The sequence below is a fragment of the Pseudomonas sp. ADAK2 TE3594 genome (genome assembly GCF_053628675.1).
In genome coordinates, this window is sequence record NZ_JBRJGV010000001.1 from 6,621,355 (window position 1) to 6,646,582 (window position 25,228).

Sequence of the window (25,228 nt, forward strand, 5' to 3'; positions counted from 1 at the left end):
ACGCCTTCGCGGGCAAGCCTCGCTCCTACAGGAATTGCGTCGTGCGCACATTTCGCGAACGACACGGCACCGTAGGAGCGAGGCTTGCCCGCGAAGCTGTTCAGCGGCTCAGATACATCCGCGTTGTCAGCAGATAAACCGGCAACCCCGACACCAGTATCAACAGCGCCGCATAAGGCGCCGCCGCCGCAAATTCCACATTCGCGGTATGCGCCCAGATTTCCGTCGCCAACGTATTCAGCCCGGTCGGACTCAGCAACAGCGTCGCCGTCAGCTCCTTCATCGCATCCAGAAACACCAGCGCAAACGCGGCCCCCAAGGCAGGGAAGATAATCGGCAGGGTTACCCGACAAAACGCGCTGAAGGACGACGCCCCCAGCGTGCGTGCGGCCTCTTCCAGTTGTGGCGCTGCCTTGTTCAGCGCGGTGCGAATCGGTGCCTGTGCCAGCGGCAGAAACAACAGCGCATAAGCAATCAGCAACAGCGCCGAGGTCTGGTACAGCACCGGCACATAATGCAGGGCGAAATACACCAGGGTCAGCGCAATCACCAATCCTGGCAGTGCATGCAGCAGATACGGCAGGCGCTCGGCCCAGATTGCCAGTCGGCCTTTATGGCGCACCACCAGCAACCCCACCGGCACCGCCAGCACCAGGCAAAGTGCTGCGCCACCGATGGACAGCGCCAGAGACGACAACAAGGCCTCGCTGATCGCCGCTACCGGGAACGCCGCCGACGAACCCACCATCAGCCAGTACGCCAACATCCCCAGCGGAATGCCGCTGCCGATGATCGCCAGTAGCAGGCAGTAGAGTTGTCCGACAGTCGCCCAAGGCCCCAGGTGAACCTGCTGCGCATGGCGCGCCGCGCCTTGACCGGTACGCACATGTCGGCCCTTGCCGCGCACTCGCAACTCCAGCCATAGAAGCGCCAGGCACAGCGCCAACAGCACCGCCGAAAGCATCGCTGCGTTAGCGTTGCTGAATTCCAGCTCGAACTGTTGGTAGATCGCTGTCGTGAAAGTTTGCAGGCCGATGATCGACAGCGCGCCGAACTCCACCAGCATGTGCAGCGCAATCAGCAGCGAGCCGGCCAGCAGCGACGGCCAGAGCAGGGGCAGGGTGATTTTGAAGAACACGCCCCAGCGATTCTGCCCCAGGGTCCGTGCGGACTCCTCCAGGGATGGATCGAGATTGCGCAGGGTTGCCGCCACCGGCAGAAAAATCAGCGGGTACTTGGACAGGGTCATCACCAGGATCGCGCCGCCTAGCCCTTCGAAGTGAGCGCTCAGGGAGACCCAGGTGAAGCTGCTGACAAACGCCGGCACCGCGAACGGCAGACACAGGATCACGCCCCATAGCCGTCGCCCCCGGCAGATTGCTGCGTTCCAGCAACCAGGCGAGCGACAGGCCAATCACGCCGCAGGCCAGGGTGACGCCCATCATCAGCGCCAGCGTATTACGCAGCAGGCCAAGCACATAAGGTCGCCACAGCAGATGCAGCGCCTCGGCCCAGCCGGCCTGCCAAGTCTTGAGGCCGACATAAGCCAGTGGCAACAGGCTGAGCACCACCAGTAGCAAAACCGGCAGCAATAACCAGATCGACGGCCGCTTGCGCCGTGGCACGTAGCTCCCACGCAAGGCGGGGGCAGATAACGATGCGCTCATCAGTTCAAGCCAACGTCACGTTCCAGATCCAGGGCTTCTTCGGCGTTGCCGAGATCGGCTGGCGTGACTTTTGGTGCTTGCAGTTCGCTGAACGGCTTGAGGCCACGATCCGATTCCATGCCTTTGTGCAGCGGGTATTCGGCGGTGGTCTGGGTGATCACGCGTTGGCCTTCTTCGCTGGCCATGTAGGCGAGGAATTGCTGGGCTTCTTTTGGATGTTTGCTGGATTTCAGCACCGCAGCGCTGGAAACGGTGATCAACCCGCCGACGTCGCCGCCGGTGAAGTAATGCAGTTTCGAATCGAGCTGGCCTTTTTCACGCTGCAACGCGAACCAGTAGTAATTGTTCACCAGTACGGTGGCGACTTCGCCGTTTTCCACAGCCTTCAGCGCGACCATGTTGTTGCTGTAGGTTTTGCCGAAAGCGCGCAGGCCGGTCAGCCATTCTTCGGCCGCATCCATGCCGTGTACTTTGATAATTGCTACAGCCTGTTCCTGGAATGCGCCGCTGGTGGGCACGAAGCCCACCTTGCCTTGCCATTTCGGATCGGAGAACTCCATTACCGACTTGGGCAGGTCCTTTTCATCGATCAACTTGGGATTGAACGCAACCACGCGGACTCGCGCAGTGATACCGATCCAGGTGCCGTTGCCGGCAACATAGTCTTTTGGCAGAACGGCGAGGGTAGCGGCGTCGGTTTTCGCCAGCAGGCCTTGTTCGCCAAGTTTGTTCAGCGGTGGGGATTCTTCGGTGTAGATCACGTCGGCGGGGGAGCGATCGCCTTCTTCGACGATCTGGCTGGCGAGCTGGTTGCTGCTGCCCTTGCGCACATTGACGTGAATCCCGGTCTTGGCCTCGAAGGCTTTGGCGACGGCGTCGCCGACTTCCTTGTGTTGGCCGTTATAGAGTGTCAGGGAAACCGGATCGGCGGCTTGGGTGAGGGGAGTGGCGAGTGTCAGGCCGAGCAGGGTGATGGTCAGGCTGCGGCGCAGGGTATTTCGAAACATCATTCGCAGGGTTCCTCACTGTCGCGTTGCAAAATCTTGCAACAATGATAAACGATATTGTTTCTCATGTGCGTCTTGCGGGGGAGGGTGAGGGGTTTGCTAAGGGGATAACGCTGGACTCTGTGGCGAGGGGGCTTGCCCCCGTTCGGCTGCGGAGCAGTCGCAAACCTGACAATAGGGTGTGGCTGGAAGAATGGAGAGGGCCGCTTCGCGACCCAACGGGGGCAAGCTCCCTCACCACAGAAACGCAAAAACCCGCTTTCGCGGGTTTCTGTGAAATTCAAGATCGTGACCTTGAATTTGAATTGGTGCCCAGAAGAAGACTCGAACTTCCACGACCTTGCGGTCACCAGCACCTGAAGCTGGCGTGTCTACCAATTTCACCATCTGGGCATAATCGCAAGCGTTGCCGCTGTTGATGTGGCGCACTATACGGAGAGCATTTTGATCTGTAAACCCCTGATTTAATTTTAATAAACCGGAAGCCTGAAATGCAAAAACCCGCTTTCGCGGGTTTTTGTGTGAGCCTTGAAATTGTTCTAATCTCAAGCTCGAAATTGGTGCCCAGAAGAAGACTCGAACTTCCACGACCTTGCGGTCACCAGCACCTGAAGCTGGCGTGTCTACCAATTTCACCATCTGGGCAGTATCGGCAGCGCGTGTGCGTCGTCGATGGCGCGCACTATACGGAGCGTCTTTTTAACTGTAAACCCCCGACATCGAAAAAACCTGGAAAATTTCTCCAGTGGTATTCAAATCAGCTTTGCGATGTCGATAAAGGGCTTTAGATGGGCTGTCATAGCCTGAAATTTCCCGTTTCATTACGCCTATGCCAAACTAACCCGCATATAGACAAGGTGAAAACTCTCTAATGGCCGATTGGCAGTCCCTCGATCCCGAGGCCGCTCGTGAAGCGGAAAAATATGAAAACCCTATTCCTAGCCGCGAACTGATCCTTCAGCACCTTGCTGATCGAGGTTCGCCTGCTAACCGCGAGCAGCTGGTCGAAGAGTTTGGTCTGACCACAGAAGACCAGATCGAAGCCCTGCGTCGCCGCCTGCGCGCCATGGAGCGCGACGCTCAACTCATCTATACCCGTCGCGGCACTTATGCGCCGGTGGACAAGCTCGACCTGATCCTGGGCCGCATCAGCGGTCACCGTGACGGCTTCGGCTTCCTGGTCCCGGATGACGGTAGTGACGACCTGTTCATGAGCCCGGGGCAAATGCGCCTGGTGTTCGATGGTGACCGTGCCCTGGCTCGTGTTTCCGGTCTCGACCGTCGCGGTCGCCGTGAGGGCATGATCGTCGAAGTGGTGTCCCGCGCTCACGAGACCATCGTCGGTCGTTACTTCGAAGAGGGCGGTATCGGTTTCGTCGTCGCGGACAATCCGAAGATCCAGCAAGAAGTGCTGGTGACTCCGGGCCGCAACGCCAATGCCCAGATCGGCCAGTTCGTCGAAGTGAAGATCACCCACTGGCCGACGCCACGCTTCCAGCCGCAAGGCGACGTGGTCGAAGTTGTGGGTAACTACATGGCGCCGGGCATGGAAATCGATGTCGCCCTGCGCACCTACGATATTCCTCACGTCTGGCCTGAAGCGGTGCTCAAAGAAGCCGCCAAGCTCAAGCCGGAAGTCGAAGAGAAAGACAAAGAGAAGCGCATCGACCTGCGCCATCTGCCGTTCGTGACCATCGACGGTGAAGATGCGCGCGACTTCGATGACGCGGTCTACTGCGAAGCCAAACCGGGCAAGCTGCGCCTGTTCTCCGGTGGCTGGAAGTTGTACGTGGCGATTGCCGACGTTTCCAGCTACGTGAAAATCGGTTCGGCGCTGGATAACGAATCCCAGGTTCGTGGCAACTCGGTGTACTTCCCCGAGCGTGTCGTGCCGATGTTGCCTGAGCAATTGTCCAACGGCCTGTGCTCGCTGAACCCGCACGTCGATCGCCTGGCCATGGTCTGCGAGATGACCATCTCCAAATCCGGCGAAATGACCGACTACTGCTTCTACGAAGCGGTGATTCACTCCCACGCTCGCCTGACCTACAACAAGGTCAGCGCCATGCTGGAAACGCCGAAAGCTACCGAAGCGCGTCAGCTTCGTGGTGAGTACACCGACGTCCTGCCGCACCTCAAGCAGTTGTACGCGCTGTACAAGGTTCTGCTGGCGGCCCGTCACGTGCGCGGCGCGATCGATTTCGAAACGCAGGAAACCCGGATCATCTTCGGTTCCGAGCGCAAGATTGCCGAAATCCGTCCGACCGTTCGCAACGACGCCCACAAGCTGATCGAGGAATGCATGCTGGCGGCCAACGTGGCCACTGCCGAATTCCTGAAAAAGCACGAAATTCCTGCGCTGTATCGCGTCCACGACGGCCCGCCACCGGAGCGTCTGGAAAAACTGCGCGCCTTCCTTGGCGAGCTCGGCCTGTCCCTGCACAAAGGCAAGGATGGTCCGTCGCCGAAGGATTACCAGGCTTTGCTGGCAGGCATCAAGGACCGTCCGGATTTCCACCTGATCCAGACCGTCATGCTGCGTTCGTTGAGCCAAGCGGTGTACAGCGCCGATAACCAAGGCCACTTCGGCCTGAATTACGAAGCCTATACCCACTTCACTTCGCCGATTCGCCGCTACCCGGACTTGCTCACGCACCGGGCGATCCGCAGCGTCATCCATTCGAAAATGGACACCCCGCACGTTCGCCGTGCCGGCGCGATGACCATTCCGAAAGCACGCATCTACCCGTACGACGAAGCGATCCTGGAGCAGCTCGGCGAGCAATGCTCGATGAGCGAACGCCGTGCCGACGAAGCGACCCGCGACGTAGTGAACTGGCTCAAGTGCGAGTTCATGAAAGACCGTGTGGGCGAATCGTTCCCGGGTGTGATCACCGCCGTGACCGGTTTCGGCCTGTTCGTCGAACTGACCGATATTTACGTCGAAGGCCTGGTGCACGTCACCGCGCTGCCGGGTGATTACTACCACTTCGATCCTGTACACCACCGCCTCGCCGGTGAGCGTACCGGTCGCAGCTTCCGCCTTGGCGACACCGTTGAAGTTCGCGTTATGCGTGTCGACCTCGACGAGCGCAAGATCGACTTCGAGATGGCTGAAAAAACCATCAGCGCGCCAATCGGCCGCAAAAAGCGCGGCACTGAAACTGCAGCACCTGCTGCCAAGACAGCTGCCGAGCCGGCACCGGCAAAAACCGGCCGTCGTCCTGCCAAGGAAAAGGCTGTCGAAGCCTATCGCCCGAGCGATGCCGCGGCAAAAAATGCCGAGTTGCGCAAAAGTCGTGAACTGAAACAGGCGTTGTTGTCTGAAGCGAAAAGCGGCGGTAAAGCGGCGTCTGGGGGAAAGACCGGGCGGTCGGCGCCTGACAAGGCCTCCGGCGGCAAGCCAGCAAAACCGAGCAAACACCGTAAAGGCCCGCCAAAAGCGGGTTCCGCTCCAGCCGCCAGAAGCGGCGGGGCGCGTAAACCTAAGGCCAAGTCATGAGTCAGTTGGAAAAGATCTATGGCGTGCACGCGGTAGAAGCGTTGCTGCGTCACCACCCAAAACGCGTCAAGCAGATCTGGCTGGCTGAAGGCCGCAGTGATCCGCGGGTTCAGGCGCTGATCGAGTTGGCGAACGAAAATCGCGTGGCCGTCGGCAACGCCGAGCGTCGTGAGCTGGATGCCTGGGTTGAAGGCGTGCACCAGGGCGTGGTGGCGGAGGTGAGTCCGAGCCAGGTCTGGGGCGAGGCGATGCTCGACGAACTGCTCGATCGCACCGAAGGCGCGCCGCTGTTGCTGGTGCTCGACGGCGTGACCGATCCGCACAACCTCGGCGCTTGCCTGCGTTCGGCCGATGCGGCCGGTGCGCTGGCGGTGATCGTTCCAAAGGACAAGTCGGCGACGTTGACCCCAACGGTGCGTAAAGTGGCCTGCGGCGCGGCGGAAGTGATTCCGCTGGTTGCGGTGACCAATCTGGCGCGCACCCTGGAAAAGCTCAAGCAGCGTGGCTTGTGGGTTGTCGGTACGGCTGGCGAGGCTGAACAGAGTCTGTATCAGCAAGACATGACCGGCCCGACCATCCTGATCATGGGCGCGGAAGGCAGTGGCATGCGTCGCCTGACCCGCGATCTTTGCGACTACCTGGTGCACCTGCCGATGGCTGGTAGCGTCAGCAGTCTCAACGTTTCCGTGGCGACCGGCGTCTGCCTGTTTGAAGCCCGGCGCCAGCGCAGTGTCAAGGCTGCCGGAACCGCCAAGAAGTCCTGATCTGCTGCAAAACCCCATGTGGGAGCGAGCCTGCTCGCGATGGCGGTGTGACATTCAACATAAGTGTTGAATTGTTGCGCCCTCATCGCGAGCAGGCTCGCTCCCACAGTGGTTTGTGGTGCAGCAAGAATTGGTGTGCGAACGAACTGTTCAAATAATCACCAATTGCCTTGCACCTCTTCTGTCCCTTCTCTACAATTGCGCCCCTTGCTGTGACGGCAGGCACGCATGTGTCTATCGCAAGCAAGTCCATAAGTGTCATTCACTCCTTGTCTGACCGCTTTTGAGCGGCAGGCTACAACCCGTAAGGAGCATTCATGCGTCATTACGAAATCATCTTTTTGGTCCACCCGGATCAAAGCGAGCAAGTCGGCGGCATGGTTGAGCGTTACACCAAGCTGATCGAAGAAGACGGCGGCAAAATCCACCGTCTGGAAGATTGGGGCCGTCGTCAACTGGCCTACGCAATCAACAATGTTCACAAGGCTCACTACGTGATGCTGAACGTTGAGTGCACTGGCAAGGCCCTGGCCGAGCTGGAAGACAACTTCCGCTACAACGATGCAGTGATCCGTAACCTGGTCATCCGTCGCGAAGAAGCCGTTACCGGCCAATCCGAGATGCTCAAGGCTGAAGAAAACCGCAGTGAGCGCCGTGAGCGTCGCGACCGTCCTGAGCACTCCGACGCCGAAGGCGTTGATGGTGATGACAGCGACGCCAGCGATAACGCTGACGAGTAATCCACGGACCTTTTGAGGAGCCTATTACATGGCACGTTTCTTCCGTCGTCGTAAATTCTGCCGCTTCACCGCTGAAGACGTGAAAGAGATCGATTACAAAGATCTCAACACTCTGAAAGCTTACGTATCCGAGACCGGCAAAATCGTTCCAAGCCGCATCACCGGTACCAAAGCTCGTTATCAGCGTCAGCTGGCCACCGCTATCAAGCGCGCCCGCTTCCTGGCCCTGCTGGCCTACACCGACAGCCACGGCCGCTGAGACCGGGCAGTCGACACGTAGCAAAGGATTGAATGCATGCGCGCCTTAGCTGAGTTCATCATGCGCGGCCGTATGCAGGCCACTCTGGTAGTGGCCGGATGCGCAACATTGCCGTTGTTGTATTGGTTGGGTGCTGCCGCCGGATGCCTTGTGCTCCTGCGGCGCGGATTGAAGGACGCCTTGGGCGTTCTTGCTCTGGGACTGCTGCCGGCGTTGATCTGGTGGCTCTACTCCGACGACCCACGGGCACTTCTGGTGCTGCTGGGGTCTTCGAGCCTTGCGTTGGTTTTGCGCGCAAGCGAGTCCTGGAACCGCGTGCTGCTGGTCAGCATAGCGATGGGGTTGGTGTTTTCGGTGGTGCTGGGGGTGGCTTTTGCGCCCCAGATCGAGATGCTGGCGCAGGCTTTGATAAAAGTCATGCCGTCGCTACTCGGTGATGTCTACCAGCAATTGTCGGTAGACGAGCAAGCGCGTTTCGCGTCCCTGATTGCACCGGTCCTGACCGGCCTGATTGCGGCTTTGTTGCAAATCGTCAGTGTGCTGAGCCTGATTGTCGGGCGCTACTGGCAGGCGTTGTTGTACAACCCGGGTGGTTTTGGTCGCGAGTTTCGCGCCATCCGAATCCCGCTTTTACCGGCGATGTTGCTGCTGGTGTTGATGCTTCTGGGGCCTAACTTAGGCTCGCAGATGGCCATGTTGACACCGTTGTGCAGCGTACCGCTGGTGTTCGCCGGGCTGGCCCTGATTCACGGGCTGGTGGCGCAAAAGCGACTGGCCAAATTCTGGCTGGTGGGGTTGTACGTCACGCTGTTGCTGTTCATGCAGCTGATCTATCCGTTGCTGGTGGTCTTGGCCATCGTCGACAGCCTGATTGATTTTCGCGGTCGTTCGGCACCGAAAGATGCCGATAACGCGAACGGTGAAGGTTAAAAGTTAAGAGGATTTTCACATGCAACTGATCCTTCTGGAAAAAGTCACCAACCTGGGCAACCTGGGTGACAAAGTGAACGTTAAGGCTGGTTACGGTCGTAACTACCTGCTGCCTTACGGCAAAGCTACCGCTGCGACCGCTGCCAACCTGGCTGCGTTCGAAGAGCGTCGCGCTGAGCTGGAAAAAGCCGCAGCAGACCGTAAAACTTCGGCTGAAAGCCGTGCCGCCCAACTGGCTGAGCTGGAAGTGACTATCACTGCCACCGCTGGTGACGAAGGCAAGCTGTTCGGTTCGATCGGCACCCACGACATCGCTGATGCACTGACCGCCTCTGGCGTTGAAGTTGCAAAAAGCGAAGTTCGTCTGCCGAACGGCACCATCCGCAACGTAGGCGAATTCGACGTAGCCGTGCACCTGCACGCCGAAGTTGAAGCCACCGTACGCGTTGTCGTGGTAGCAGCTTAAGCAGCACTTGTCGGCTGGCACCCTCGGGTGCTTGCCGGTAACATCGGGCACGATCCTGTTTACAGGTCGTGCCCTTTGTCTTTCTGCGGTTCCTGATTTTCTACAAACTAATTCCAAGTGGCCATGAACGATATTTCCGCTCCCGAGCAATACGATCTGCAAACCGCTGCCCTGAAGGTGCCGCCGCATTCCATCGAGGCCGAACAGGCCGTGCTCGGTGGTCTGATGCTGGACAACAACGCCTGGGAACGTGTGCTGGATCAGGTTTCGGACGGCGATTTCTATCGGCATGACCACCGCCTGATCTTCCGTGCGATCGCCAAACTGGCCGATCAGAACTCCCCGATCGACGTCGTGACCCTTGCCGAGCAATTGGACAAGGAAGGTCAGACGTCCCAGGTCGGTGGTCTCGGCTACCTGGGTGAGCTGGCGAAAAACACGCCGTCCGTCGCCAACATCAAGGCCTATGCGCAAATCGTTCGTGCGCGGGCGACGTTGCGGCAGTTGATTGGCATCGCCACCGAGATTGCCGACAGCGCTTTCAACCCGGAAGGCCGCACGGCTGAAGAGATTCTCGACGAAGCTGAGCGGCAGATCTTCCAGATCGCCGAGGCCCGGCCCAAAACCGGCGGCCCGGTGAGCGTGAATGACCTGCTGACCAAGGCTATCGACCGCATCGACACGTTGTTCAACACCGACAACGCCATCACCGGCCTGTCCACCGGTTACACCGACCTCGACGAGAAGACCAGCGGCTTGCAGCCTTCCGACCTGATCATCGTCGCCGGCCGTCCGTCCATGGGTAAAACCACCTTCGCGATGAACCTGGTGGAAAACGCCGTGTTGCGCAGCGACAAGTGCGTACTGGTTTACTCGCTGGAGATGCCAGGCGAATCGCTGATCATGCGTATGCTGTCGTCCCTTGGGCGTATTGACCAGACCAAGGTCCGGGCCGGTCGCCTGGATGACGACGATTGGCCGCGCCTGACCTCGGCGGTCAACCTGCTGAACGATCGCAAGCTGTTCATTGACGACACGGCCGGTATCAGCCCCTCGGAGATGCGCGCGCGGACCCGGCGTCTGGTGCGTGAACACGGCGACATCGCCCTGATCATGATCGACTACCTGCAGTTGATGCAGATTCCAGGTTCCGGCGGCGACAACCGGACCAACGAGATTTCCGAGATCTCCCGTTCCTTGAAAGCCCTCGCCAAGGAATTCAACTGCCCGGTCGTGGCGCTGTCCCAGCTCAACCGCTCCCTGGAGCAACGACCGAACAAACGCCCGATCAACTCCGACCTCCGGGAATCCGGAGCGATCGAGCAGGATGCTGACGTGATCATGTTCGTGTACCGGGATGAGGTCTATCACCCGGAAACCGAGCATAAAGGCATCGCCGAGATCATCATCGGCAAGCAGCGGAACGGCCCGATCGGCACGTCACGACTGGCGTTCATCGGCAAGTACACCCGCTTCGAAAACCTGGCGCCGGGCAGCTACAATTTCGACGACGAGTAAGTTGTGTAGTGCCTGACAGGGCCTCTTCGCGGGCAAGCCTCGCTCCTACAGGTTTTGTGTTGGATCACGATTGCGCGAACGACACATGACCTGTAGGAGCGAGGCTTGCCCGCGAAGGGGGCGACACTAATTTCCGACCATAGTCGTCGGAATTGGTCAAATTTTGTGCTATATTCCGCGCCCGCGAAATTCAATGAAAGCCAACACCGGTTATCGACATGCAAGCAGCCAAGCCGTTATTTGACTATCCCAAGTACTGGGCCGAATGTTTCGGGCCAGCGCCATTCCTGCCGATGAGCAGGGAGGAGATGGATCAGCTCGGCTGGGATTCCTGCGACATCATCATCGTCACCGGTGATGCCTACGTCGACCACCCGTCTTTCGGCATGGCAATCATTGGCCGGCTGCTGGAGTCCCAGGGCTTCCGCGTCGGGATCATTGCCCAGCCTAACTGGCAGTCCAAAGACGACTTCATGAAGCTCGGCGAGCCGAACCTGTTCTTCGGTGTCGCGGCCGGCAACATGGACTCGATGATCAACCGCTACACCGCCGACAAAAAAATCCGTTCCGACGACGCCTACACCCCCGGTGGCCTGGCGGGCAAACGTCCGGATCGCGCGAGCCTGGTTTACAGCCAGCGCTGCAAGGAAGCCTACAAGCACGTGCCGATCGTTCTCGGTGGCATCGAAGCCTCCCTGCGCCGCATCGCCCACTACGATTACTGGCAGGACCGGGTGCGCAACTCGATCCTGATCGACGCCTGCGCCGACATCCTGCTCTACGGCAACGCCGAGCGTGCGATCGTCGAAGTCGCCCAGCGTCTGTCGTTCGGTCACAAGATCGAAGACATCACCGATGTGCGCGGCACCGCGTTCATTCGTCGTGACACGCCAAAAGACTGGTTCGAGATCGACTCCACGCGTATCGATCGTCCGGGCAAGGTCGACAAGATCATCAACCCGTACGTGAACACCCAAGACACCCAGGCTTGCGCCATCGAGCAGGAAAAGGGGCCAGCTGAGGATCCGAACGAAGCGAAGGTCGTGCAATTGCTGCCGAACCCGCGCCTCACCCGTGAGAAAACGGTCATCCGCCTGCCGTCGATGGAAAAAGTCCGTGGCGACTCGGTGCTCTACGCCCACGCCAACCGCGTGCTTCACCTGGAAACCAACCCGGGCAACGCCCGTGCGCTGGTGCAGAAGCATGGCGAAGTGGACGTCTGGTTCAACCCGCCTCCGATTCCGATGACCACCGAAGAAATGGACTACGTGTTCGGCATGCCTTACGCACGGGTTCCGCACCCGGCGTACGGCAAGGAAAAGATTCCTGCCTACGACATGATCCGCTTCTCGGTAAACATCATGCGCGGCTGCTTCGGTGGCTGTACGTTCTGCTCGATCACCGAGCACGAAGGCCGGATCATCCAGAACCGTTCCGAAGAATCGATCATTCGCGAAATCGAAGAGATCCGCGACAAGGTGCCAGGCTTCACCGGGGTGATCTCCGACCTCGGTGGCCCGACCGCGAACATGTATCGCATTGCCTGCAAGAGCCCCGTCATCGAGTCCGCGTGCCGCAAGCCGTCCTGCGTGTTCCCGGGCATCTGTGAAAACCTCAACACCGATCACTCGTCGCTGATCCAGCTCTATCGCAGCGCCCGTGCCTTGCCGGGTGTGAAGAAGATCCTGATCGCGTCTGGCCTGCGTTACGACCTCGCGGTCGAGTCGCCGGAATACGTCAAGGAGCTGGTGACTCACCACGTCGGTGGTTACCTGAAGATCGCCCCGGAACACACCGAGGAAGGTCCGCTCAACCAGATGATGAAACCGGGCATCGGCAGCTATGACAAGTTCAAGCGCATGTTCGAGAAGTACACCAAGGAAGCCGGGAAAGAGCAGTACCTGATTCCGTACTTCATCGCCGCTCACCCAGGCACCACCGACGAAGACATGATGAACTTGGCCCTGTGGCTCAAGGGCAATGGTTTTCGTGCCGACCAGGTGCAGGCGTTCTACCCGTCGCCGATGGCCACCGCCACCGCGATGTACCACTCGGGCAAGAACCCGCTGCGCAAGGTCACTTACAAGAGTGACGGCGTGACCATCGTCAAGAGCGAAGAGCAGCGTCGTCTGCACAAGGCGTTCTTGCGTTATCACGACCCCAAAGGCTGGCCGATGCTGCGTGAAGCGCTGACCCGCATGGGCCGCGCCGACCTGATCGGGCCGGGCAAGAACCAGTTGATCCCGCTGCATCAGCCGGCGACCGACAGCTACCAGAGCGCCCGTCGCAAGAACTCGACACCGGCCGGCAGCCACAAAGTGGCAGGGGAAAAGACCACCAAGATCCTGACCCAGCACACCGGCCTGCCACCGCGTGCCAGCGATGGCGGTAACCCGTGGGACAAGCGTGAACAGGCCAAGGCGGCGGCATTTGCCCGCAACCAGCAGGCGGCCAAGGAACGCAAGGACGCGGCCAAAGGCAAGGGACCCAAACCGGCCCGCAAGCCAGTCGTGCCGCGTTAATCTGCGCGCCAAATCGCAAAACGCCAGCCTCAGTGCTGGCGTTTTGTTTTCTAGCGAGTGTGCGGCCTGTTTGCTAAGGTGACGCGCACTTCAATGGCTGCTTGGGAAACTGATTTCCCTATACGACGCCAAACCCTGTGGGAACCGGGCTCGCTCGCGATGATGGCGGCACAGGCAATAAAGATCTCTCCCCACGATCTTCAAGGACGATTCACATGAGCAACCCCTTACCGGGCATCGGCATGGATTACAGCCCTTCCCAGTTCATGGCTCGCCAACGCATCGAAAGCCAGATCAACCTGCCACGCCTGTTTGCCGCCATCGACGCCGACCCCGGAATCGTCGGCGCGGGCGTGGTGTACATCGACGCCGAGTTCAACGTAGTGACCCTGCGCGAGTTCAAGCCGATTTGCAGCATCAAGCCCAAGCGAATCATTTTGCGCGAGGCGCAGAAGTACATTGCGCCGGCTCAATTCGCTGATCAGGTAAAGAACAACCCGCGTGAGTCTCGTTTAGTAGGGGAGGCGGTCAATACGACGTTATCTTGTGCCGGTGCCATTCTGGGCTGGATCGTGGTTTTCAGTGGCACGATTGCAGTTCCATTTACAGCAGGTGCCAGTTTGGTTGTAACAGCAATTGGAGCAACAGCTGCTGCCGCGAGTACTGCGCAGTGTGTGGTGGGAGGCATGAGGGCGTACAACGAACTCAACGACCCATCAGCCAATGATGATATGGACAGCGAGGACTGGTATCGCTATGCAATGCCGGTACTGGATGCCGCATCATTGCTGGGAGCCGGTGCGTCTACTCTAACCACCCTGAGGCTCTTGCAGGCCAGGAAGGTCTCGACCGGCAGGAGTTGGTACGAGCTTTCTAAAGGTCTGACACGCCAGCAAAGAAAGGCGTTGACTAAAGAATTGTTAACATTAAAAGACCCGAGCCTGACAAATAAATTATTGAAATTTCGCCAGCGTTCGGGGACGCTTGCAAAGCGTTATACGGCCACTCAAATCAATCACGCGACTGTCACTCAGATTCGCGACTCTCTGGGGGCGGCCATAGGTTTAACAGGAAGTAGCTTGGCTGGGAACCTCCGAACAATTGCTGTTGGTCTGTATGAGGAGATTGAGTAATGGATCGCAAGTATTCACTGAACGCTTTCCTTGCTCACTATTTTCCAATCTTTATCTGCGCCTTTTTTCTAGCTTGTTTTGCTCTTTCTGCTTCGATTTCATTAGTCTCAAGTACTTACTTTCGAGGCGATCCTGAGCGGGGCAAGTATTCTTTTCTTCTGGCGCTGGTGTTGTCTTTGCTCTTGGCATTGAGCCACTTTGTCATGATCAGGGGACGGTCCTGGGGGGGGCGGGCCATCGTCGTGTTCTATTTGGTGTGTTTCTTCACAGTCCTTCCCACCTATGGTTACAAGCCGCATCCCATCGCCTATGTGACTGGGTTGTTATTTCCGATGCTGGGTTTGCTACTGCTTAATAGCAAACGCCATCGAGAAATGCGCCAGAAGTTGCTTGAGTTACGACATGAGCGTATCGCAGCAAAATCTGCCGTCGGGCTTCAGAAAAACAAGAAGGGGCGTTAGATGGAAAACTATCCGTTTTTTCTCAATTTTATGAAGCGCTATTTCCCAACCTTTATCGCCGCGATCTTCGTGGCGAAAATATCGTGTTTGCTTGCTCTCTTTGCTCTTGTTGATAGCTTCTTTGTGAACGCTCCGCTGGCGGACGAAGCGAAATTTTTCGCCTTATGCACTGTGATTTGCACTGCGGTTCTGGTCCATAGCAACTTTATGGTCGTGCGCGGCAGACCTGGTTGGGTCTGGGTGTTCGCCGGGCTTTTTGTGGTCTGTCTGTTGTCTGTATTACCGACGATTGCCTATCGCCCAAATCGATTCGTTTACGCGGCAGGCCTCCTCTTTCCATTGCTAGGCCTGTTGCTACTCAACAGCAAACGCCACCGCGAAATGCGCACCCAACTGGTTGAAATCCGCCGCCAGCGAGAGTTGATCAGGCAAGCCTTCAAGGCATCGCGCCGCCGTTAAGTCGACTCGCCCATCGATCCGCCACATTTATGTGCGCCCCTGTGCACACGAAAGCGAGCAATGCGCGCTTTTAGTGCTCTACTGCCTTGAGTAACCGAAGAAAGGGTCCGACCTGCCGGTATGGCATAAGTCTTGCGCCGCTTTCGATAACGTCCAGGCTCGCAGGAGGCACGCCGTGTCGATCCATGTCGCATTGCACCACGTCACGCATTACCGCTACGACCGCGCTGTCGAGCTCGGTCCGCAGATCGTTCGCCTGCGCCCGGCTGCCCACAGCCGCACGCGGATACTGTCCTATGCGCTGAAAGTCTCCCCCGAGCAGCATTTCATCAACTGGCAGCAGGACCCCCAAGGCAACTACCTGGCGCGGTTGGTGTTCCCGGAGAAAACCGACGAGCTGCGGATCGAGGTCGACTTGCTGGCGGAGATGGCGGTCTTCAATCCGTTCGACTTCTTCCTCGAGCCTTACGCCGAAAAGATCCCTTTCGCCTACGCCGCGGATGAGCGCAAAGAGCTGGCGCCGTACCTGGAAACATTGCCCCTGACGCCGAAATTCAAGGCCTATCTGGATGGCATCGATCGCACGCCGCTACCGAGTGTGGATTTCCTGGTTGCGCTCAACCAGCGCCTCAGCGAAGACATCGGCTACCTGATTCGCATGGAGCCAGGCGTACAGACCCCGGAATACACTATCGAGCATGCCTCCGGCTCCTGTCGCGACTCCGCGTGGTTGCTGGTGCAATTGCTGCGCAACCTCGGCCTGGCGGCGCGTTTCGTGTCCGGTTATCTGATTCAGTTGACCGCTGATGTCAAAAGCCTCGACGGCCCCTCGGGCACCGAAGTGGACTTCACTGACCTGCACGCCTGGTGCGAGGTCTATTTGCCCGGTGCTGGCTGGATCGGCCTGGACGCGACCTCTGGGCTGTTTGCCGGTGAAGGGCACATTCCGTTGGCGTGTAGTCCTGATCCGTCCTCTGCGGCACCAATAAGTGGCTTGGTGGAACCGTGCGAGTGCGAATTTACCCACGAGATGTCCGTGGAACGGATTTGGGAAGCACCGCGGGTAACAAAACCCTACACCGAAGATCAATGGCTGGCGATTCAGGCATTGGGCCGGCAGATCGATGCCGACCTGCTCGAGGGCGATGTGCGCCTGACCATGGGCGGCGAGCCGACGTTCGTTTCCATCGATGATCCGGACGGTGCCGAATGGAATACCGCCGCGCTCGGCCCGAATAAACGTCGCCTGTCCGCCGAACTGTTCCAGCGCATGCGCAAGCATTACGCGCCCAAGGGGCTGGTGCATTTCGGTCAGGGCAAGTGGTACCCGGGCGAGCAACTGCCACGCTGGTCGCTGAACTGCTACTGGCGCCGCGACGGCGTGCCGATCTGGCACAACAGCGCGCTGATCGCCGATGAGCAGGAAGGCTACGGCGCCGATGGTGAACTGGCCGGGCGTTTTCTGGCGAGTGTCGCCGAACGCTTGAAAATTCCGACACGCTTTGTGTTCCCGGCCTACGAAGACAATTTCTATTACCTCTGGCGCGAAGGCGCTTTGCCGCAGAACGTCAGCGCCGAAGACTCACGGCTGGAAGAACCTTTGGAGCGGGCGCGCCTGCGCAAAGTCTTCAGTCAGGGCCTGGACAAGGTTATCGGCCAGGTCCTGCCGCTGGCGCGCACCGCCAAGGGCGATCAATGGCAGAGCGGTCGCTGGTATCTGCGGGAAGAACATTGCCGATTAGTGCCGGGGGATTCGCCACTGGGGTATCGCTTGCCACTCGGTTCGCAGCCCTGGGTGAAGGCAGCGGAGTATCCGTTCATTCATCCCGTCGACCCGAATCAGGATTTTCCTGAGCTGCCGGACACCGCCCAACTGCAGAGTCATGGCGAACCTGCTGTCACTGAAGAGCGTGCGCCAAGGATCGACGAGTCCGCCGACTGGCTGACCCGCACCGCATTCTGCGCCGAAGCGCGCGAAGGCCGGTTGTACCTGTTCATGCCGCCACTGGAGCGGGTCGAGGACTATCTGGAGCTGGTCGCGGCCATCGAAGCCACCGCCGAGGAGCTGCATTGCCCAGTGTTGCTGGAAGGCTATGAACCGCCGAGTGACCCGCGTCTGAGCAACTTTCGGATTACTCCGGATCCGGGCGTGATCGAGGTTAACGTCCAGCCGTCCGCCACCTGGGATGAGTTGGTGGAGCGCACCGAATTTCTTTACGAAGAGGCGCGCCAGACTCGACTGACCACCGAGAAGTTCATGATCGACGGCCGGCACACCGGCACTGGTGGCGGCAACCATTTCGTCTTGGGCGGCGCGACCCCGGCTGACTCACCGTTTCTGCGCCGTCCGGATTTGCTGCGCAGCCTGATCAGTTACTGGCACAATCATCCGTCCTTGTCCTACCTGTTTTCCGGATTGTTCATCGGCCCGACGTCCCAGGCGCCGCGCGTCGATGAGGCACGCAACGATTCGCTGTATGAGCTGGAAATCGCCTTCGCACAAATGCCGAAGCCGGGCGAGGAATGTCCACCCTGGCTGGTGGATCGCTTGCTGCGCAATTTGCTGATCGACGTGACCGGCAACACCCACCGCGCTGAGTTCTGTATCGACAAACTCTATTCGCCGGACGGCGCCACCGGGCGCCTCGGATTACTGGAACTGCGAGCCTTTGAAATGCCGCCCCATGCGCGCATGAGCCTGGCTCAGCAATTGTTGCTGCGGGCGCTGGTGGCACGGTTCTGGCGCGAGCCTTATGCACCGCCGAAACTGGCGCGCTGGGGTACAGAGCTGCATGACCGATTCCTGTTGCCGCACTTTATCGAGCAGGATTTCGCTGATGTGATCGTCGACCTCAATACCGCCGGTTATCCCGTACGGGCCGAGTGGTTCGCGGCGCATCTGGAATTCCGTTTCCCCAAGGTCGGCGACTACGCCGTCAGCGGCATCCAGCTGGAATTGCGTCAGGCGCTGGAGCCTTGGCATGTACTGGGCGAGGAAGGCGCGGCGGGTGGCACGGTGCGTTACGTGGATTCGTCGCTGGAGCGTTTGCAGGTCAAACTCAGCGGCCTGCCGCCTCAGCGATATCTGCTGACCTGCAACGGCATTCCGGTGCCGTTGCAACCCACGGGGCGGGTCGGTGAGTTCGTCGCCGGCGTACGCTTTCGCGCCTGGCAACCGGCCAACTGCCTGCAACCGACCATCCCGGTCCACGCGCCGCTGGTGTTCGACGTGCTCGACACCTGGATGGGGCGGTCGCTGGGCGGTTGTCAGTACCACGTCGCCCATCCGGGCGGGCGTAACTACGACAGCCTGCCGGTGAACGCCAATGAGGCCGAGAGCCGGCGGATGGCGCGATTCTTCCGTCTCGGACACACGCCGGGGAAACTTCCTATACCGAATCTGGAAATTAACGACGAGCTGCCGATGACTCTCGATTTGCGACGTTTCTAAACCGTACGCGACGCTCGGATTTTTCGTATATCCGGGCGTCATGAGCCTGCGTTAGTCTGACCGTTCTTTGCTGTCTGCCGAGCTTTCCATGCCTGACCTGCTTGACCGTTACCCGCTGACCGCGGGCACTTATCACGAACTGCTCGACGACAGCGGCGTCGTGCGCCCGCACTGGCGGCGGCTGTTCGATCAATTGCAACGCAGCACGCCAATGCAACTGGCGCAGCGTCAGGCGCTGCTGACCCGGCAGATCCAGGAAAACGGCGTGACCTATAACGTCTACGCCGACCCCAAGGGCGCCGACCGGCCTTGGGAGCTGGACCTGCTGCCTCATGTGATTGCCGCTGATGAGTGGGAACAGTTATCGGCCGGGATCGCTCAACGGGCGCGGTTGCTCAATGCTGTGCTGGCGGACCTGTACGGCCCTCAGCGCTTGATCGCCGAAGGTCTGCTGCCGCCTGAGCTGGTGTTCGGCCACAACAACTTTCTCTGGCCCTGTCAGGGCATTTCGCCGCCCGACGGGGCCTTCCTGCATCTGTACGCCGTGGATCTGGCGCGCACGCCTGACGGTCGCTGGTGGGTGACGGCGGACCGGACTCAAGCGCCATCCGGTGCCGGTTACGCGCTGGAAAACCGCACCATCGTGTCCCGAGCCTTTCCCGAGTTGTACCGCGATTTGAAGGTGCAGCACCTGGCCGGATTCTTCCGCACACTTCAGGAAACCCTCGCTCGTCAGGCGCCGAGCGATGACGAAGCGCCACTGGTGGTGGTGCTGACGCCGGGGCGTTTCAACGAAAGCTATTTCGAACACTTATACCTGGCTCGCCAGCTCGGTTATCCGTTGGTGGAGGGCGGCGACCTGACCGTCCGGGATGCCACGGTCTACCTGAAAACCTTGAGCGGCCTGCGTCGGGTCCACGCGATCATGCGCAGGCTCGATGATGATTTCTGCGACCCGCTGGAGCTGCGCACCGACTCGGCCCTCGGCGTGCCGGGGCTACTCGAAGCCGTTCGCCAGGGCCGGGTGCTGGTGGCCAACGCACTCGGCAGCGGCGTGCTGGAGTCGCCGGGTTTACTGGGCTTCCTGCCGAAGATTAATCAGTATCTGTTCGGTGAAGAGCTGATCCTGCCGTCCATCGCGACCTGGTGGTGCGGTGAAGCGCCGGTGTTGGCCCAGGCCTTGGAGAAGCTGCCGGAGCTGCTGATCAAACCAGCGTTTCCATCCCAGAGCTTCGCCCCGGTGTTTGGTCGTGATTTGAGTGAAAAGCAGCGTCAAACCTTGGCTGAGCGCATGCGGGCTCGGCCTTACGCCTATGTTGCGCAAGAATTGGCGCAGCTGTCCCAAGCGCCGATCTGGCAGGCCGAAGGTGGCCAGTTGCAGCCGCGAGCCATCGGCATGCGCGTGTATGCAGTCGCCAGTCGGGACGGCTATCGAGTGCTGCCCGGCGGGCTGACCCGGGTTGCCGGCGAGGCCGATGCCGAGGTGGTGTCGATGCAGCGCGGCGGCGCAAGCAAGGACACTTGGGTATTGGGCGATCGCCCACCCAGCGGTGAACAATGGAAAGCCCAGCGCAACATTGGCGTTCACGATCTGGTGCGACGCGATCCGTATCTGCCGTCGCGGGTGGTCGAGAACCTGTTCTGGTTCGGCCGTTACTGCGAGCGCTGCGATGACAGTGCACGACTACTGCGGATCATGCTGGCGCGCTATGTCGATGGCGATGACCCGCAAGCCCTGGAGGCGGCGGTTGATCTCGGTGAACGCTTGAATCTGTTGCCGGAGGAGGGCGAATTGCCAGAGCGATTGTTGGCGGCGCTGCTCGGCGATGACTGGCCGTTCAGCCTGCGCTCCAACCTGCAACGCTTGCAGTGGGCGGCTTCGCAAGTACGCGGCAAGCTTTCGCGGGAAAACTGGCAGGCGTTGGTGGAATTGCAGCGTGAAGCCATGGCGCTGGAAACCGAAGAGCCGGATTTCGGCGAGTTACTGGATTTCCTCAACCGGTTAGTGATGTCGCTGGCGGCGCTGTCCGGCTTTGCCCTCGACGACATGACCCGGGACGAAGGCTGGCGTTTCCTGATGATCGGTCGACGGATCGAGCGGCTGCAATTTCTCAGTGGCAGTCTGGCGGCGTTTCTGCGTGGAGCCGGGACTTTCGATCAAGCCGGGCTGGAATGGCTGCTGGAACTGGGCAACAGCAGCATCACTTACCGCTCGCGGTATTTGGCGGTGGCGCAATTGATCCCGGTGCTGGACCTGTTGCTGCTCGACGAGCAGAACCCTCACGCGGTGCTGTTTCAGTTGAAATTGGTGACCCGCACGTTGAAGCGCTTGAACGACGACTTTGGCGCGCCGCGCGAAACAGGTCTGCCGCAGTTGGTGGAGCGGTTGGCGCGCTTCGATCTGGGTTGCCTGGAAAACTCACTGTTTGGCGAGGCCAGTGTTCGCGCCGCCATAGAGGGGTTGGCCGATCTGTTGCAGGAGATCGCCGATTCCAGCGGACAAGTATCGGATCGCCTGGCCCTGCGCCATTTCGCCCATGTCGATGATGTCAGCCAACGCACGGTGTCCGTCTGATGAATGCCCGTTACCAGATTTTCCACGACACCCATTATCACTATGACAGCCCGGTGTCCCTGGCCCAGCAACTGGCGCACCTGTGGCCGCGGGCTTGCGTTTGGCAGCGCTGCACCGATCAGCAATTGCAGATCAGTCCAGATCCGACCTCGCGCCGGGATGAGCTGGATGTGTTTGGTAATCCGCTGACCCGGTTGGCATTCGAGCGGCCGCACGATGAGTTGCTGGTCAATGCCAGCCTGACGGTCGAAGTGCTGGCCCGACCATCGTTGGACTTCAATCAATCGCCAGCCTGGGAAGCGACCTGCAACGCACTGACCTACAGCAGTCAGCCGCTCTCTCCTGAACTGCTGGAAGCCTGCCGTTACCGGTTCGAATCGCCTTATGTGCATTTGAAGCGCAGCTTCGTCGAATTCTCCGAAAGTTGTTTTCCTCCTGGCCAGCCATTGTTGCTGGGGGTTCAGGTGTTGATGGAGAAGATTTTCAGCGAATTCACCTTCGACGCCGAAGCGACCCAAGTGGCGACGCCGTTGGTGGAAGTGCTGGAGAGGCGGCGCGGGGTTTGTCAGGACTTTGCGCATCTGATGCTCGCTTGTGTGCGCTCCCGGGGATTGGCGGCGCGGTACATCAGCGGTTACCTGCTGACCCAGCCACCCCCAGGTCAGCCACGGCTGATCGGCGCCGATGCGTCTCATGCCTGGGTGTCGGTGTTTTGCCCGGTGCTGGGGTGGGTGGATTTCGACCCGACCAACAATGTGCAGCCGGCGCTGGAGCACATCACCCTGGCCTGGGGCCGGGATTTTTCCGATGTGTCGCCGTTGCGTGGGGTGATCCTGGGCGGTGGTAGCCACGACCCGGAGGTTCGGGTGACGGTAATGCCATTGGAATAGTGGAGATCCAGTGTGGGAGCGAGCCTGCTCGCGATAGCGGTGTATCAGTCAAATAATTGCTAAGTGTGCCGCCGTCATCGCGAGCAGGCTCGCTCCCACATGGGGATGTGCAAGTCAGTTCTGGACGGGGAATTTTCAGACTGGACTGTGAGGGTCAGCAACATCGTTGCTGACCCTGGACACAGATCCGGTGGGCCTGATCAGATCATCGGGCCCTGAGGGTCTCAGGCGTCGGGCGCCTGATCTTTCGGTGTTTCAGTTTCGTCTGTAGCCACTTCGCCTTCGGTATCCGGGTTCAGTGCTGCTGCTTCTTCTTCAGCTGTAGCTTTCTTGCGCTGAAGCTTTTCCTCTTTCTTCTGCTCCTTGGCCAAGTCTCTCTGACGTTTGGCGAAGGAATAATTAGGTTTAGCCATGGGCGATCCTCTGGGGTCGAAGGTGAGGTTGAGCGGCGCATATTCTGCCCTGTATCGGCACCGAGCCGTTAGCTGGGTTTTTGCTCGGTCCATTTTGGCGGTACCGAGGGTTGCCAGGCGTCCAGTGCATCGAGCAGGGTTTGCGGCGATTCGCTCATTTGCAGCATGTCACGGTGCGCTTCGCGAACGAAGCCTTCGCCGACGATATGATCAAGAAAAGACGTCAACTTGCTGTAGAAACCGTTCACTTCCAGCAAACCCAGCGGTTTTCCGTGATAGCCGAGCTGGCCCCAGGTCCAGACTTCGAACAGCTCTTCCAGCGTGCCCAGGCCGCCGGGCAGAGCGATGAAGGCATCGCTGAGCTCGGCCATCCGCGCCTTGCGCGCATGCATGCCGTCCACCACTTCCAGGCGGGTCAGGCCGCTGTGGCCGATTTCCTTGTCTTTTAGGCTCTGCGGAATGATCCCGATCACTTCACCGCCGGCCGCCAGCGCGGCGTCGGCCACAATCCCCATCAGCCCGACGGCGCCGCCGCCATAGACCAGGGTCAGCTTGCGTTCGGCCAATGCTCGCCCCAGGGCGACAGCCGCTTCACGATAAGCCGGGTTAGTGCCAGTGCTGGCACCGCAAAATACACAAACGGACGATAAAGACATGCCTTACTCCATGGTCATCAGGGCCACAGAGTAAAGGCAGGCTTGCCCCGTTCCAAGGGTTAAACCTCGCGTTTTGGCGTTTCACAGGTGCCACTGGCGCCGCAGGCGTAGGCGGCGAGCAAACTGCACAACAAGCTGTTGAAAGACATGACAGACGCTCCAGATGAGAGATGACGACCCTGATGATAGGGCCGTGCCAGACGTCCGGCTGGTAGATTGTTTCGATGAGTGTCATAGCCCGAAAGTTGTATACAATTTTTGATTCAGGTCATAGGAACTTGCGAAGATTTCAGGCAGTCTTCTGTCCATTAGCACTTTTGTTAACCCTGCCTTGGAGATTCACCATGTTTGCCAAACTTGTTGCGGTATCCCTGCTGACACTGGCCAGCAGCCAATTGATGGCCGCGGAATGCAAGGTCACTGTCGACTCCACTGACCAGATGTCCTTCGATACCAAGGACATCACCATCGACAAGAGCTGCAAGACGTTCACCGTGGAATTGAAACATTCTGGCAGCCTGCCGAAAAACGTCATGGGCCATAACTGGGTGCTGAGCAAAGAAGCCGACATGCAGCCGATCGCCACTGACGGCCTGTCGGCTGGCATCGACAAGAACTATCTGAAAGAAGGTGATGCTCGCGTCATTGCTCACACCAAAGTCATCGGCGCGAAGGAAACCGACTCGGTGACATTCGACGTGTCGAAGCTCAATGCTGCTGAAAAGTACGGTTTCTTCTGCTCGTTCCCAGGCCACATCTCGATGATGAAAGGCACTGTTACCCTGAAGTGATTAAATTGCGTTCATAAAAAAAGCGTCCTGCGAGGGACGCTTTTTTTGTGCCTGACGATAGACCGAGTCATCGTTTTTCGCGGGCAAGCCTCGCTCCTACAGGATTTGTGTCGTGCCCATTACCGGCGTCCGACACAAAATCCGTGGGAGCGTGGTTTGCCCGCGAAGGCGTCTGTACAGACGCCGACGTCCTTAAGGCGCGAACGGCATCACGCGCTTGTGGTGAGTCTTCTTGTACGTGTCGCAGATGATCTTGAACGCTTCCTCACGCACCGACTCACCATGCAGGAAGGCGTCGATCTCGGCATAAGTCACGCCGTGGGAGGCTTCGTCCGGTTTGCCCGGCGACAGGTCTTCGAGGTCGGCGGTCGGGATTTTTTCCACCAGCGACTCCGGCGCGCCGAAGCTGCGGGCAATCGCCCGGACCTGATTTTTCACCAGGCCGCTCAGCGGTGCGAGGTCGCAGGCGCCGTCACCGAATTTGGTGAAGAAGCCCATCACCGCTTCTGCCGCGTGATCGGTGCCGATCACCAGGCCATGAGCCGCGCCAGCGATGGTGTATTGCGCGACCATGCGCATCCGCGCCTTAGTGTTGCCCAACACGAAATCCACCGAAACCGCGTGCTTGCCTTCAAAAGCCGCCACTTCGCCGGCCAGGGATTTGACTGCAGGGCCGATGTTCACGGTATGGCGCTCATCCGGTGCGATGAAGTCCACTGAAGCCTGGGCGTCGTGCTCATCGAACTGCGTTTGGTATGGCAGGCGCACGGCGATGAATTTGTAGCTGCTGTCCCCGGTGCGCTCGCGCAGTTCACGCATGGCACGCTGGGCCAGCAGGCCGGCGGTCAGGGAATCGACGCCACCGCTGATGCCGAGCACCAGGGTCTTGAGCCCGGAATCGACCAGGCAATCCTGGATGAAGGTGATCCGCCGGGCGACTTCGGCCTCGAGGGCGGCCTGGTCGGCGAACGGCGGCTGGACCTTGAGCTGTTCAGCAATCTCACGCTGTACGGCTTGCATGAAT

The 25,228-nt window shown here is 59.4% G+C and carries 19 protein-coding genes, 2 tRNA genes and 1 pseudogene; 15 read left to right on the forward strand and 7 right to left on the reverse strand.

All coding sequences use genetic code 11. From position 1 onward, the window contains the following. Positions 1 to 100: 100 nt before the first annotated feature. From AB7M22_RS29750 to AB7M22_RS29765, 4 genes and pseudogenes are all read right to left on the reverse strand, one after another. A pseudogene (locus AB7M22_RS29750) lies at positions 101 to 1,667 on the reverse strand (ABC transporter permease). After that, complete coding sequence (locus AB7M22_RS29755; protein ID WP_454188638.1) at positions 1,667 to 2,677, reverse strand: iron ABC transporter substrate-binding protein; 1,011 nt, start codon at positions 2,675 to 2,677, stop codon at positions 1,667 to 1,669. Before AB7M22_RS29755 ends, AB7M22_RS29750 begins: the two are co-directional and overlap by 1 nt. A gap of 303 nt (positions 2,678 to 2,980) precedes the next feature. After that, positions 2,981 to 3,067, reverse strand: a tRNA-Leu gene (locus AB7M22_RS29760). Positions 3,068 to 3,232: 165 nt separating this feature from the next. Continuing rightward, positions 3,233 to 3,319 (reverse strand) — tRNA-Leu (locus tag AB7M22_RS29765). A gap of 226 nt (positions 3,320 to 3,545) precedes the next feature. Between AB7M22_RS29765 and rnr the strand changes: the two genes are divergently transcribed. The 14 genes from rnr (at position 3,546) to AB7M22_RS29835 (ending at position 22,344) form a co-directional block, all read left to right on the forward strand. After that, positions 3,546 to 6,176, forward strand: coding sequence for a ribonuclease R (gene rnr / locus AB7M22_RS29770; protein ID WP_008009816.1), 2,631 nt, complete (start codon positions 3,546 to 3,548; stop codon positions 6,174 to 6,176). Then, positions 6,173 to 6,940 (forward strand): 23S rRNA (guanosine(2251)-2'-O)-methyltransferase RlmB, encoded by a 768-nt coding sequence (rlmB, locus tag AB7M22_RS29775; protein WP_008009813.1) that lies wholly within the window; start codon positions 6,173 to 6,175, stop codon positions 6,938 to 6,940. The genes rnr and rlmB overlap by 4 nt, the downstream gene beginning before the upstream one ends. Before the next feature lie 317 nt (positions 6,941 to 7,257). After that, positions 7,258 to 7,680 (forward strand): 30S ribosomal protein S6, encoded by a 423-nt coding sequence (gene rpsF, locus AB7M22_RS29780; protein WP_007902678.1) that lies wholly within the window; start codon positions 7,258 to 7,260, stop codon positions 7,678 to 7,680. A gap of 28 nt (positions 7,681 to 7,708) precedes the next feature. Beyond that, entirely contained in the window at positions 7,709 to 7,939 is a 231-nt protein-coding gene (rpsR, locus tag AB7M22_RS29785; RefSeq protein WP_002551829.1) for a 30S ribosomal protein S18, read from the forward strand. A 36-nt stretch (positions 7,940 to 7,975) separates the two neighbouring features. After that, on the forward strand, positions 7,976 to 8,869 hold the full coding sequence (locus AB7M22_RS29790; protein WP_008009810.1) for a YybS family protein: 894 nt from the start codon (positions 7,976 to 7,978) through the stop codon (positions 8,867 to 8,869). A gap of 19 nt (positions 8,870 to 8,888) precedes the next feature. Further along, the gene (gene rplI / locus AB7M22_RS29795) at positions 8,889 to 9,335 is read left to right on the forward strand and encodes a 50S ribosomal protein L9 (protein WP_003197251.1); all 447 of its coding nucleotides are present in this window, start codon (positions 8,889 to 8,891) and stop codon (positions 9,333 to 9,335) included. Positions 9,336 to 9,458: 123 nt separating this feature from the next. Beyond that, the gene (dnaB, locus tag AB7M22_RS29800; RefSeq protein ID WP_007902695.1) at positions 9,459 to 10,853 is read left to right on the forward strand and encodes a replicative DNA helicase; all 1,395 of its coding nucleotides are present in this window, start codon (positions 9,459 to 9,461) and stop codon (positions 10,851 to 10,853) included. A gap of 218 nt (positions 10,854 to 11,071) precedes the next feature. Further along, a complete protein-coding gene (locus tag AB7M22_RS29805; RefSeq protein ID WP_008009808.1) occupies positions 11,072 to 13,375 on the forward strand; it encodes a YgiQ family radical SAM protein in 2,304 nt (767 codons plus the stop codon). A gap of 215 nt (positions 13,376 to 13,590) precedes the next feature. Continuing rightward, positions 13,591 to 14,508, forward strand: a complete 918-nt coding sequence (locus AB7M22_RS29810; protein WP_454188639.1) for an NAD synthetase — start codon at positions 13,591 to 13,593, stop codon at positions 14,506 to 14,508. Then, positions 14,508 to 14,969, forward strand: coding sequence for a hypothetical protein (locus AB7M22_RS29815; RefSeq protein WP_454188640.1), 462 nt, complete (start codon positions 14,508 to 14,510; stop codon positions 14,967 to 14,969). The genes AB7M22_RS29810 and AB7M22_RS29815 overlap by 1 nt, the downstream gene beginning before the upstream one ends. Further along, on the forward strand, positions 14,970 to 15,428 hold the full coding sequence (locus AB7M22_RS29820; RefSeq protein WP_454188641.1) for a hypothetical protein: 459 nt from the start codon (positions 14,970 to 14,972) through the stop codon (positions 15,426 to 15,428). Between the two features lie 175 nt (positions 15,429 to 15,603). Further along, on the forward strand, positions 15,604 to 18,879 hold the full coding sequence (locus AB7M22_RS29825) for a transglutaminase family protein (protein WP_454188642.1): 3,276 nt from the start codon (positions 15,604 to 15,606) through the stop codon (positions 18,877 to 18,879). Positions 18,880 to 18,967: 88 nt separating this feature from the next. After that, on the forward strand, positions 18,968 to 21,454 hold the full coding sequence (locus tag AB7M22_RS29830; protein WP_454188643.1) for a circularly permuted type 2 ATP-grasp protein: 2,487 nt from the start codon (positions 18,968 to 18,970) through the stop codon (positions 21,452 to 21,454). Next, positions 21,454 to 22,344, forward strand: a complete 891-nt coding sequence (locus tag AB7M22_RS29835; protein ID WP_454188644.1) for a transglutaminase family protein — start codon at positions 21,454 to 21,456, stop codon at positions 22,342 to 22,344. The genes AB7M22_RS29830 and AB7M22_RS29835 overlap by 1 nt, the downstream gene beginning before the upstream one ends. Positions 22,345 to 22,568: 224 nt before the next feature. On the opposite strand, the gene AB7M22_RS29840 is transcribed toward AB7M22_RS29835, so the two are convergent. Then, positions 22,569 to 22,757 (reverse strand): hypothetical protein, encoded by a 189-nt coding sequence (locus AB7M22_RS29840; RefSeq protein ID WP_454188645.1) that lies wholly within the window; start codon positions 22,755 to 22,757, stop codon positions 22,569 to 22,571. Positions 22,758 to 22,825: 68 nt separating this feature from the next. Then, positions 22,826 to 23,413, reverse strand: coding sequence for an LOG family protein (locus AB7M22_RS29845; protein ID WP_008009795.1), 588 nt, complete (start codon positions 23,411 to 23,413; stop codon positions 22,826 to 22,828). Positions 23,414 to 23,757: 344 nt separating this feature from the next. Between AB7M22_RS29845 and azu the strand changes: the two genes are divergently transcribed. Continuing rightward, positions 23,758 to 24,204, forward strand: coding sequence for an azurin (gene azu / locus AB7M22_RS29850; protein WP_052965931.1), 447 nt, complete (start codon positions 23,758 to 23,760; stop codon positions 24,202 to 24,204). Between the two features lie 192 nt (positions 24,205 to 24,396). Here the strand turns inward: azu and nadE are convergent, their stop codons facing one another. Next, positions 24,397 to 25,224, reverse strand: coding sequence for an ammonia-dependent NAD(+) synthetase (gene nadE / locus AB7M22_RS29855; protein WP_454188646.1), 828 nt, complete (start codon positions 25,222 to 25,224; stop codon positions 24,397 to 24,399). Positions 25,225 to 25,228 lie beyond the last annotated feature (4 nt).